This window comes from Psychromonas sp. SA13A, assembly GCF_011378715.1.
Lineage (GTDB): Bacteria > Pseudomonadota > Gammaproteobacteria > Enterobacterales > Psychromonadaceae > Psychromonas.
Genome location: NZ_WTKU01000008.1, coordinates 1 through 11,794 on the forward strand (window position 1 = coordinate 1; position 11,794 = coordinate 11,794).

An 11,794-nucleotide genomic window follows, 5' to 3' on the forward strand; every position below is an offset into this window, starting at 1 on the left:
TTTAGGGCCTTTGGTGGTGATGTCCTGCTGAGCAGGGGATAAATAAAGCGCCACGCAGTGGCTATCCTTGAGTGCGATAGTAGGGCGAATATCGCGACAGCGATGGGTCATGAGCAATGTCCACCCATCGCCAAGCTTGCATAGTATTCAGGAAAAACCCTGTAGACTCTGTCTACAGGGTTTTTTTCGTTTAGGGCCTTTGGTGGTGATGTCCTGCTTGAGCAGGGGATAAATAAAGCGCCACGCAGTGGCTTCCTTCAGAGCGATAGATAGGGGCGAATGATGCGACAGCATCGTTTTATGAGCGGGCTAAGCTCTGCGTGCCCTGGTGATATCGCGACAGCGATGGGTCATGAGCAATGTCCACCCACGCCAAGCACCTAATTTAAAATAGCTCAACTGGTTCGGGTAGGGCTTTTTTAATGCTATCGACTTATGCTCTACATTGAGCAGTGCTCACCCATCGACTAGCTTACATCATATCCAGAACAATCCCGTCAGCAGGTTTTTTTCGCTTAGGGCTTTAGTACTAATGCTCTACTTGTGAGTTGCACTGCTTTGAATGAGGTATTGTTTTTGCCATTCTAAATATTGCTTAAAAGGCATTGGTTTTGCAATGAGATAGCCCTGTATTGCATCAATTTCCATCTCTTTTAATATATCAAATTGCTGTTGAGTTTCCACACCCTCTGCCACTACTGTTATATCTAAGTTTTTTGCTAGGTTGATAATAGTTTCAACAATACTTAAGCCTGAAGTATTGTTTAAAATGTTATCAATAAAACTTTTATCTACTTTCAATTCTTTAACAGGATAAGCATGTAAATGTGACAGACAAGAATATCCTGTACCAAAGTCATCTATAGAAAAAGAAAATCCTAGCGCTTTTAGCTCTTCCATTTGCTGTACGGTATGAAGAGGATCATGAGCAAGCATTGATTCTGTAATTTCTAATTTTATTTTAGAAGGTGTAACTTTAAAGTTATTGATAATGTTAAGTAATTCAGTTTTTAATGTAGATGAGTTAAATTGATTTTGGCTTATATTAATCGAAAGATTAAATTCACTATCGATAATTTCGAGGTGAGTTAACTGATTCATCAATCGACAGATATCTTGTAAAACTATGTTTTGTAGCTTTTGAATTAGACCAAACTGTTCTGCAATAGAAATGAACTCATTAGGTGCAATAAGTCCTTTTATCGGATGGTTCCAACGTATCAATGCCTCGCAACCTGTTATTTTACCTTTGACATCTATTTGTGGTTGAAAGTAAGCACAGAATTCATTGCTATCAATCGCCCTTATTATATCGGTCTCTAGCTCTGTTTGTTTTTCAAGTAAAGTTTGCAAGCGTGAATCATAAAAACTATAACCATTGCCTCCTTTTAATTTAGCGCGATACATGGCTGTATCTGCAAATTTTAAAATATTTTCTACGCTTGAATTTATGTTTTCTATTAAGCATATTCCCATGCTGCCACTTACTTGAAAAGCTAGCGCGCCTATTTGAAATTTTTCATAAAAAACGCGCTGTAGTTTTTGTGCAACTACCGCAGCTTCATTGGTCGCATGTTCATTGTTTTCTCCAATATATTCTAGCAATATAACAAATTCATCTCCGCCTATTCTTGCTAAAGTATCGGATGCCCGCACTACGGAGCTTAGCCTTTTTGTCATTTCTATTAATAGTTCATCACCTGCACTATGCCCTAATGAGTCGTTAATTCTTTTAAAATTATCAATATCTAAAAATAGTAAGGCCCCAGTTTTCTGAGACCGTTTTATTCTTTCTACACAACGAGTTAGACGCTCTGTTAATAATCGTCTGTTGGGTAAATTGGTGAGTGGATCATAGTAGGCTAACTTCTCTATTTCTTTTTCGGCTTTTTTACGCAGAGTAATGTCCCTTGATACCCAAAGTATATGTTTTTTAGGCTCCTCACCTGGTTGCTCATAAATAATAGGTGTTGTTCGCCCTTCAAAAATAACCAACCCTTTTTGTACTTCAAGTTCATATTCAAATACTTGGATCTCATTACTTGTTAATGTTTTTTTGAGGGTTTCCATGATAGCGCTAGCATATTTTTTAGGTAAAATATCATTTACATTCTTATTAATTAATTGCTTTGAAGAGTAAGCTAATAAATCTTCTGATGAACCATAAACATCAAGGTAGACACCTTCTTCACTTAGTATAAGAGCAGGGTCGGGCATCACCTTGGTAAATGCATTAAGTTTTTTGTTGCTTATTTCAAGATCGTTAATTAAGTTTTCTACTTTATTTAGATGTTGTAATTTTTCCAGTGCAATACTTGAAAAGTTAACAAAATAATCAATGAGTTCTAAGTCTTTTTTAGAAGGCGTTTTAGGATGGTCATGATAAATTGCAAATGATCCTAGCACCTCTGATTGCGAAGAGGTAATAGGAGTAGACCAACAGGATTTAAGATTAAACTTAAGCGCAACTTCTTTGAAGTTTTGCCATAAAGGTGATGTTTCAATATTTTCTACAATGACACGTGAATTTCTATGTGCGGCAGTTCCGCATGAACCCACCGCTTCACCAATATGTACCCCATTGATTATGGCTGAGTATTCAGGATCAATACTTGGGGCTGCACAATGAAAAAGTTGCTTTCCATCGAGTGACAAAATAGAGCATTTAGCTGCCTTATCATCAATAATTTCTTCAATAGCCAAGCAAATATCATCAAAAATTTCATTGAGATATTCACCTAGCGCAATCTTGGATAGTATGTTTTTTTGATGGGCTAATAAACTACGTTGTCTCTCTGAATCCATATTCCCTCTGCATTTTAATTAATCACGCATCTATTATAGTATAAATATTCAAGCGAACAAAAAATCATAAAAGTTGATTTATTAAATTTAAGATGTTGTTTTATAAGGATAATTGTTTTTATTGGCTTGCTGTTAGTATTTTTATGAATATATTGGGGTAAGGCGAGTTACACTAAAGCGATACTGCAAAATAAGTGCGTGATACTGTTGTGTTAAATTAGCCTGTCAAATTTTAATGGTCTCTCCACAGGGACTCGAACCCCGATCATCCGCTTAGGAGGCGGGTGCTCTATCCTGTTGAGCTATAGAGAGATTAATATTTACTTATTATACATAATTATTGTATTGGTTTAATAGTAGCAATGTCATTGATTTGAATATTACTTAAGGGATAGTCATCAAACGTGACTAGTACTGCACTATCTGCATATGCTTCAACTACCTTCATTGCTTGTGTAGATGCAGTTGCCGATTGTCTTTCTATACCAAATTGATCTTTAAAGTTACTTGAGTAAGCAAGTTCAATAATAGTGCCAGACTGTAACCCATTTTTCATTCCCAAGTTTATTTGTACACTGTCACTAGTGACTGCAACAACTCGAGCCTTGGGTACTACGCACTGTATGTGTTGAGATATGTCTGTATTCGCTTCGGCTAAGCTGCTTAATATAGCCTGTCCGTATTGGTAATCCCAAAATTGTTTACTATTTAAATCGGCATATTCTTCTTTTCCATACTGCCATGTCGTTTTTTGTCGGTATTGTTTACTGAATAACAGTTTTCCTTGAAAGGCATCATAGAGATATACCGTCATATAAAAATGTCGCTCTGGATCACTTACCCAATATAATAGTGAATTTTTACTTTCAAATTTAACTGATAAGTCATTAATTTCACCAAATATTACAAATTGACTATCCATTTGAGCCGAAAGACTTTTTAAAGTGTCCGTTAAGTTTCTATTATTATATTTTTCACCTAATTTTAATGGGGTGTCTATGTATCGACGAATATTGAACAAATTAGGGCTAAGAGATAGCTGATTGAAAAAAGTTTCACTTACTTTTTTATGTAAGTCATAAATTTGACCATCAACTGTTTGCTGCGGGACGTTCATGGCAAAGCGACTGACTACCATGGATTTTGGAAATTGACTACCAATACATTGCTGTTCCTTCGCTACGATATTGACTTTGATCGTTACCGTTAATAACTGATTTTTTTCAGTTTCTTCAATAATATTTAAGCCTTTAATTTCACCGCCTGAGTTAAGCATTAACTTATTTTCAACTAAAACACCTTGATTGACTTGCTGTAGGCTAGAAATCGCGCCACCAGAGAATAACAAGGCGTCTTTCACTGCTTTTTTAATCGCCTGTTCACGGGCTTGTTCAATATCATTATTTATAATGGCGCTATTAGCTGTTGCTTGAAACCATTGTGCAGAGATATTAAAAGATGATATTAGCAATAAAAAAAATACAATTTGTCTCATGACATGCTCACCTGCTGAATGGAATCATTAAAAGAGTTGCCATATTTATTGAGATCTCGAACTTACAAAACGGTCAAGTATCTTTAATTTATGGCTATTGATTATTAGTAAGCAAAATATAAACCAACTTTATTTGGATATGCTTTTTAATAGCACAATAAATTTGTATTAAAGTTTTTTTAGTTCCGACCGATAACCTTTTTAGTATAAAAATTTATTATCGAGGCAGGTTTCCATGAAAACGCTATTTATTATATCCACATTGATTCTTCTTTTGCAGGGTTGCTCCTCTTCATCAACCCCTTCACCGGAAGAGGTTGAAATAAAAGAACAGGCACGATTGGAGCAGTTACAACATGAGCGACATGCTAGTGATGACTACCTATATTATTATGTGGCTCATTCATTTAGTAATAATAAGCTTGATAGTGAAGGCAGCGATCAAGCTGACGTACAAACAGATTCTAATGGTTATGGCCATTTATATACGTTCAACGGTAAAAAATCACTTATCTTATCTGAAGTTGTCAGTAAAATGGCGGATCAATTACTTTTTAATTATGAATATCAATTTCAAAACTCTGCTATCGCATTAACTTCATTAGTTGATTTAAACAATCATCAAAATACAAGTTGGTTAGGGCAAACTATTTCTGAGCAATTCATTCATGAGCTACATATTAGAAAGTTACGTGTTATAGATTTTAAATTAACTGGTAATATACAAGTGACTGAAAATGGAGAGTTTGCTATTTCTAGGGACTGGAAGAAACTCAATAACAATGTTGACGTGACTCGTATATTAACGGGGACTATGTCTCGTAATGAAGAAGGTGTAATTGTTAATGTACGTATAGTTAATGCTGCAAGTAGTGTTGTTGAATCCACAAGTAGTGCTTTCATTCCACATAATATATTTGTAGGTGGTCGATATGATTATCGTCCTAAGCAATTCATTTCTCGTAACAGCCAACGTAATGAAAGTAATGCATTAGTCCGCTTAGTTGAGTAAAAAGTACTTCTTCACCATGTTAGATAATTTATTGTTACAAGCAGACTTCGGTCTGCTTTTTTCTCGCTAAATATCGATAGTCGAGTTGGAGGTTGATATTCACTTTAATATTTCCCTTATTTTTTATACTTCCTACCTTTATATTTAAATCTAAAATTCTATTTTTAATATAAAGGTACGTTTATTGCTTGTGTTTATAATCATCGACAATAAACCGGTATAAGGAAAGGATCGACTGCCTTTGCTTATTAATAAAAGAGGAATTTATAATGCTCAGATTGAATCAATATGGTCATTTTATAGCAGCATTACCTGTAGTAGTTAGTGTGTTATTTTTATCTGCTTGTAGCTTGCATAATGTACCTAAAGAAACTGTGGAAGAATATGAGTTTGTAGCAGTTGGGTACGCAACAATGGATGCTCAGAAGGGGGCTACCGATGACATTAAAATGCTTAATGCTATTAAAGCTTCTAAGTTGGAGGCTTATAAAGAATTAGCAGAGCAAGTTTACGGTGTTATGTTAACGTCTGAAAATAGTGTTAAGGAATATCAGCTACAAAGTAACGGCATAAAAGGTAAAGTGAAAGGCTTGGTGAGGGGAGCTAAAGTACTTCGTACCTACCATGAAGATGATTTGTACATTACTGAGTTAGGGCTCAATATGAAAACTCTTCCATTCTTAAAAGATGCTGAGTTTGCTGACAGTGAGGCGGTGATAAAAGTGCAAAGCCAAGTTTATTATTAAGTTTAAAGCTGGATTAGAGAAGCTTTATGAGAGGCGTATGTTGATAGGTCATTGTTCGTTTTATTGTTAACTATATAGCTAAATTTAGTCGACTTTTCTTGATTGGAGCTGATAAGGACCGTTTTTCATTAACTTTCGAGTTGTTAATCAATCTTAGAATTGTTAAGTAAGCTTAGAGGCTGTAATAAAAACTTAGCCTTATTATTTACGTGCGTGTTGCTAACTAACTTTTACATTAGCTATTATATTCGCACGCTTAACCAAGCGATGTTTAGAACAGAAAGTTAAGAGAGGGCTTGGGGGTAATTGAAGGGGGCTTTGGGGCGCTTTTAGAGCGCTAAGGTAGAGTTAAAACTGTTTATTACGCTTCAATATTTTTACCTAATAAACTTCCGCCACTGAGTAACCCTTTTTGATCGTAGGTAACACTGTTTTTACCTTTGGCTTGTGTCAGTATTTGCATTAAGTGCTTGTTGCTCTTCATGCTTAATTCTATTAATCGACCGTTAATCGCATTATTTTTTTGGCAAAGCTGTAGATTGGTTTGAATCTCACCTTGTAATATCACAAGTTCAGGGTCTTGCTGAATAAGAGCTAAATTTTCTGGTGTGCTGATCAACTTGTTATAACTATTAATATTTTGTAATAGCTTCTGTTTGTTAAACAACAAAGTGTTAAGCCCATCAAATGACTTTTCTTTTAAACAGTTTTTCTCTTCATCAAGCAGTTCATGTAATGCTTGAATTGTTTCTGATAGCTCTGATAGTTGTTTTGTTAGCATTTTTTATTCTTTTAAGTGTAATGTATTAGCTTGAAAATGCTTTGCTAAAATCAGCTTCAAATTTACCTAGTTTTTCAGCTAACTGCTCAGTATTAATTTTATAGTCACCGTTTAATATCGCCGCTTTCAATGTTTCTACGCGTTTCATATTTACCTGGGACTCACTCGATGTTTGCATTTTATTTAAATTCAATGCCTGTGAAGTCAATTGTACAGAGTCTTTACTTGAGCTAGCAGCCGTTTTGTTATCCGCGGCGTTTGTCTCACTTTGTTTTTGAGTTTTATGTTGCTCAACAGAAAGCTTGCTCTGAGGCGTTTGACGGTTGATGTTTATACTCATAATCGTATTCCAATTAGTCTACATAGTTAAGGTATCGGCAGAAATATGGATAACTTTAGCTAAAATGATGACTTTTTTAAAAAGTTACATGTACTTCTTTGAGTGCATAAACAGTACCTACAACGACACGTTGTGTACGCGCATTTTTCACTCTCACAGTACTGCCTATATTACCATCAGTTAACGCAATACCCGAGGCTTTTATTACTAAGCCATTTTGGTTTGCGGTAATTGTCACTTTATCATTTTCACAAACATAGCAAATATCTTTGTGGCGAATACTTTTCTTTGATGATACGTTTCTTTTTAAGCGAACACCTGTTAGCGATTCTGTACTGCTGAACGTACTGCCTCGCACTTGAGATTGGGCTTTATAAATACGTTTAATATTGTCATCATTCAACATTTCTCCCTTATTTAAAGAGTGTCGAGTGACAATTAATGGAATTAAAGTTTGTACTTTGACGCGAATATAAGTGTCCCACTTACTTTCTCCTAGGCAAGATACCTTGACGGCGGTTTTACTTTTGATTTTATCGCCTACAATATGTCCCTGTAATGGCTCGGTACAAATGGCAAAAGTTTGTCGAGATGATAATTCGATAGCTTTGATATAAAGTTTTTTTTCGCCCGTTAGTTCAAAAGTTTGTTGATATTTATCAAAAACTAGAGCCTCTGCAAATTTTTCTATCTCTTTTGAGTAATTAGAGTCTGCAAAACTGTAAGAAGTGCCTAGACTTAGGACAATTAAAATAAATCGAATCAATTTGCTCACCTCGTGTAAGTGAATTTTATATTGCTGATGCATTATTAAAGATTATAGTATTTTTATAAAAAATAATCATAGCCAGCAACCATAACAAAAAGGAACAGAATATGGCAGGTGTTTTAGACTCGGTTAACCAACGTACTCAGTTGGTAGGTCAAAATAGACTTGAGTTACTGCTTTTTAAGTTAGGTGGCATTCAACGTTATGGTATTAACGTATTCAAAGTAAGAGAAGTCTTACAATGTCCACCACTTACCGCTTTACCTAAACTTCATCCCGCTGTTCGTGGTGTCGCCCATGTGCGAGGGCAGACGATTTCTATTATTGATATGAACCTTGCAACGGGTGGACGTGCAATACAAGATATTCAGGATAGATTTATTATCATTACAGAATATAACCGCTCCATTCAAGGCTTTTTAGTGGGATCGGTTGAACGTATTATTAATATTAACTGGGAAAACATTCTACCACCGCCAAATGGTGTTGGTCGTTACAATTACTTAACCGCAGTTACTGAAATTGATGGCTCTCTTGTCGAAATTTTAGATGTTGAAAAAATTCTAGATGAAATTGCGCCAGTCGATACCGAAGTTACGGCTGAAGTGATCGCCCAGTTACCAATGGAAGAGATGAAGAACAAACGTATTTTAGTTGCAGATGACTCGTCAGTTGCACGTAAACAAATTCAACGTGCTCTTTCAGCGCTTGGTATTGAATGTGACCTTGTTAAGGACGGCAAAGAAGCACTGAATTTCTTAAAAGAAGTGGCTAAGACGCAACCCGTTATTGAAAAATATGCATTGATGATTTCAGATGTAGAAATGCCAGAAATGGATGGATATACCTTAACTGCTGAAGTAAAGTCCCACCCTGATTTGAAAGACTTACATATTATATTGCATACTTCTTTGAGTGGTGTTTTTAATCAAGCGATGGTTGAGAAAGTGGGAGCTGATGATTTTATTGCCAAATTTAATCCTGATGAGTTAGCGTCGGCTGTGCAGAAAGTCATTAACTTAGGCATTAAATAACACCCTTTGAACGAAAATCATCGAAAACAGTTTAATTTACAATAGCTGATAATTATTTTGTCAGCTATTATTTTTTATATATACCTTAATGGTTAAAAAATTAAGTTGCCATGTCCTCTATACAACAATTAAAAGCGAGTAATAATTAGTGAGAACTATTTCTGATAGCACCTATAAGCAGTTTGCTGGTTTTTTAGAAGTGCAATGTGGCATTGTGTTGGGCGATAACAAGCAATACCTTGTTAAAAGTCGTTTGTTGCCATTAGTGACTGAGTTTAAACTGGAAAGCTTAACTGAACTGATAGAGCAAGCAATGGGCATTCGAAATCGTCAATTACGCACTATGGTTATTGATGCGATGACGACCAATGAAACTCTATGGTTTCGAGATAGATACCCTTTTGAATTATTAACCAGTAAATTATTTCCTGAGTTTCTTGAAACGAAAAAGAATATAAAAATCTGGTCATCGGCTAGCTCATCTGGTCAAGAAGCTTACTCTATTGCTATGACGGCTTTAGAGTATAAAAAGAGTAAACCTATTAGTAATTTAAGTGTACAAATTATTGGCACTGATATTTCTGATTCGATGTTGGCACAATGTAAAGCTGCAGAATATGATAATTTAGCGCTATCTCGAGGTTTGTCTGATACTCGTAAACGTCAATTTTTTGTTCCTGCAGGCAGTGACGGAAATAAAATGCAAATTAAACCTGAGGTCAAAACTTTGACTTCCTTTAAAAGTTTAAATTTATTGGATAGCTACGGCTCGCTAGGTAAGTTTGATATCATTTTTTGCCGTAACGTACTTATCTATTTTGCGAACGACGTGAAATCAAAAATATTGAATCAGTTTGCATCTGCTTTAAATCCTGGTGGATACCTTATTCTCGGGGCTTCTGAATCATTAAATGGATTAACTGACCGGTTTGAAATGGTACGTTGCAATCCTGGTATTATTTATAAACTAAAAAGCAAGTAAGTCTTTGTTTGCCACTTTTTTGGTAGAGGGGCAGTTTTTGCCTCTTTGCCATAAAAACGTTAAGTCGATTAGCTTAACTGTATTATTCATTCTGTTATCTATCAATATATGGGCTTATCTAGCCTTTATATCTTCTTCAATATCGATTCACCCACACAAACTCCCTGTTATTTACTATTAAATACTCACAACTCTAATTTTTTATTAATTAATTATCTTTGATATTTCTTTTTGGCACATGCTTTGCATTTGTAATAACAAAGGAGAAAATTATGGCGATTAACTTTGAAAAAGCATTAGGCATGCATCAGCACACGTTAGGCATTCGATCACGTCGTACTGAAATTTTAGCTTCTAATATCTCAAATGCTGATACACCTAATTACAAAGCAAAAGATATTAACTTTAAAGACGCACTCAATGCGGCAAAGTCCGGTGCAGGTGTTTCACTTAACCGTACCGATAGCGCTCATAATTTAGGCTTCTCAACTTCAATGGCTCAAAATGGTCTGTTATTCCGTAATACAAATCAGCCAGATACCGGTGATGGTAATACAGTAGATTTAGAAGTTGAACGTAATTTGTTTATGAAAAATAGCTTGGAATACCAAGCCAGTTTAGATTTCTTAAATAGCAAAATATCAGGGCTTCGCATAGCGATCAAAGGCCAATAATAGCGTGTCAGGGGAACTACTATGAGTTTATTAAAAGTATTAGATGTAGCCGGAACTGGCATGAGTGCACAATCTGTTCGCTTAAATACAACCGCCAGTAACTTGGCGAATGCAAACAGTGTTAGCAGTAATATCGACGAAACCTATAAAGCGAGACACCCTGTATTTGCTGCTGAGTTGAATAGAGCAATGGGTGGCTTAGACAGTAGTGTTGGTGTCAAAGTACAGGGCATTGTTGAAAGTACTGCTGAATTAAATCAAGAATATGCACCTAATCACCCTAAAGCCGATGAAAATGGTTTTATCTATCACTCCAATGTCAATGTGATGGAAGAGATGGCGAATATGATCAGTGCTTCTCGTTCATACCAAACTAATGTGCAAATTGCAGAAGCGGCAAAACAAATGTTGAATCGCACATTGCAATTAGGCAAAGCGTAAGGATATCTAGATGACTACTATCACTTCATCATCGTTTAATTTTACAACGCCTTTAACCGAAGAACAGGTTAATGCAAACTCTGAGATCGATGCAGAGCAGCAATTGAGTCAAGAAGATTTCTTCTCTCTATTATCACAACAGCTTGCTTATCAAGACCCTTTCTCTCCCGTAGATAACTCAGAAATGATTGCGCAAATGGCTTCGTTTACGACCGCCGAAGGGATTGCCACTATGGGCAGTGAATTTGCAGGCATTAAAGAAGTATTAAACTCTAGCCAAGCATTAGAAGCTTCATCATTAGTGGGTAAAAAAGTATTAATACCAAGCGACCAAGCTTATTTAACTGAAGGGGGCACTGCTTCAGGCTCATTAACAACAACAACCGGTGCTTATAATGCCTCGGTATCCATTACCGATAAAACCGGCAATATTATTCGTACCTTGACATTAGGTGATGTTGGGGCGGGTAATCAACGTTTTGATTGGGATGGTTTAGATTCACAGGGGAATCCCGCACCGGCTGGAGGCTATACATTTGCCGCCAATGGTATGGTGAATGGTCAAGGTGAAGCATTAACAACGGCTTCCTATGCGCATGTAGAAAGTGTGAGCTTAGGTGGTGGGACTGCTAGCGTCTACTTAAATCTAAAAGGTTTAGGCGGAATTGAACTTAAAGATGCAATTGAAGTTGCAGAAAACATATAACTAAGAGGA

The 11,794-nt window shown here is 36.0% G+C and carries 12 protein-coding genes and 1 tRNA gene; 7 read left to right on the top strand and 6 right to left on the bottom strand.

Going from position 1 to position 11,794, the window contains the following annotated elements:
* Window positions 1-537: 537 nt before the first annotated feature.
* From GQR44_RS09105 to GQR44_RS09115, 3 genes are all read right to left on the bottom strand, one after another.
* Window positions 538-2,805, bottom strand: a complete 2,268-nt coding sequence (locus GQR44_RS09105; RefSeq protein WP_166371475.1) for an EAL domain-containing protein — start codon at window positions 2,803-2,805, stop codon at window positions 538-540.
* 236 nt (window positions 2,806-3,041) lie between these two features.
* A tRNA-Arg gene (locus GQR44_RS09110) sits at window positions 3,042-3,117 on the bottom strand.
* A 25-nt stretch (window positions 3,118-3,142) separates the two neighbouring features.
* Window positions 3,143-4,300, bottom strand: coding sequence for a flagellar assembly protein T N-terminal domain-containing protein (locus GQR44_RS09115; RefSeq protein ID WP_166371477.1), 1,158 nt, complete (start codon window positions 4,298-4,300; stop codon window positions 3,143-3,145).
* Window positions 4,301-4,535: 235 nt separating this feature from the next.
* Between GQR44_RS09115 and GQR44_RS09120 the strand changes: the two genes are divergently transcribed.
* The gene (locus GQR44_RS09120; RefSeq protein WP_166371479.1) at window positions 4,536-5,312 is read left to right on the top strand and encodes a FlgO family outer membrane protein; all 777 of its coding nucleotides are present in this window, start codon (window positions 4,536-4,538) and stop codon (window positions 5,310-5,312) included.
* Between the two features lie 269 nt (window positions 5,313-5,581).
* Complete coding sequence (locus GQR44_RS09125) at window positions 5,582-6,058, top strand: LPP20 family lipoprotein (RefSeq protein WP_166371481.1); 477 nt, start codon at window positions 5,582-5,584, stop codon at window positions 6,056-6,058.
* A gap of 361 nt (window positions 6,059-6,419) precedes the next feature.
* Here the strand turns inward: GQR44_RS09125 and GQR44_RS09130 are convergent, their stop codons facing one another.
* The 3 genes from GQR44_RS09130 to flgA form a co-directional block, all read right to left on the bottom strand.
* Window positions 6,420-6,839: a flagellar protein FlgN gene (locus GQR44_RS09130; RefSeq protein ID WP_166371483.1), complete on the bottom strand. Its 420-nt coding sequence runs from the start codon at window positions 6,837-6,839 to the stop codon at window positions 6,420-6,422.
* Between the two features lie 25 nt (window positions 6,840-6,864).
* Window positions 6,865-7,179 carry a flagellar biosynthesis anti-sigma factor FlgM gene (gene flgM / locus GQR44_RS09135; protein ID WP_166371485.1) on the bottom strand — a complete coding sequence of 105 codons (315 nt, stop codon included), beginning with the start codon at window positions 7,177-7,179 and terminating at the stop codon, window positions 6,865-6,867.
* 76 nt (window positions 7,180-7,255) lie between these two features.
* A complete protein-coding gene (gene flgA / locus GQR44_RS09140) occupies window positions 7,256-7,945 on the bottom strand; it encodes a flagellar basal body P-ring formation chaperone FlgA (RefSeq protein ID WP_240923606.1) in 690 nt (229 codons plus the stop codon).
* Between the two features lie 110 nt (window positions 7,946-8,055).
* Here flgA and GQR44_RS09145 point away from each other — a divergent pair, with 110 nt between their 5' ends.
* The 5 genes from GQR44_RS09145 (at window position 8,056) to GQR44_RS09165 (ending at window position 11,785) form a co-directional block, all read left to right on the top strand.
* Window positions 8,056-8,982 (top strand): chemotaxis protein CheV, encoded by a 927-nt coding sequence (locus GQR44_RS09145; protein WP_166371489.1) that lies wholly within the window; start codon window positions 8,056-8,058, stop codon window positions 8,980-8,982.
* A gap of 148 nt (window positions 8,983-9,130) precedes the next feature.
* Window positions 9,131-9,964, top strand: a complete 834-nt coding sequence (locus GQR44_RS09150) for a CheR family methyltransferase (RefSeq protein WP_166371491.1) — start codon at window positions 9,131-9,133, stop codon at window positions 9,962-9,964.
* A 272-nt stretch (window positions 9,965-10,236) separates the two neighbouring features.
* Window positions 10,237-10,638: a flagellar basal body rod protein FlgB gene (flgB, locus tag GQR44_RS09155; RefSeq protein WP_166371493.1), complete on the top strand. Its 402-nt coding sequence runs from the start codon at window positions 10,237-10,239 to the stop codon at window positions 10,636-10,638.
* 21 nt (window positions 10,639-10,659) lie between these two features.
* Complete coding sequence (gene flgC / locus GQR44_RS09160) at window positions 10,660-11,079, top strand: flagellar basal body rod protein FlgC (protein WP_166371495.1); 420 nt, start codon at window positions 10,660-10,662, stop codon at window positions 11,077-11,079.
* Between the two features lie 10 nt (window positions 11,080-11,089).
* Window positions 11,090-11,785 (top strand): flagellar hook assembly protein FlgD, encoded by a 696-nt coding sequence (locus GQR44_RS09165; protein WP_166371497.1) that lies wholly within the window; start codon window positions 11,090-11,092, stop codon window positions 11,783-11,785.
* Window positions 11,786-11,794: the final 9 nt, after the last annotated feature.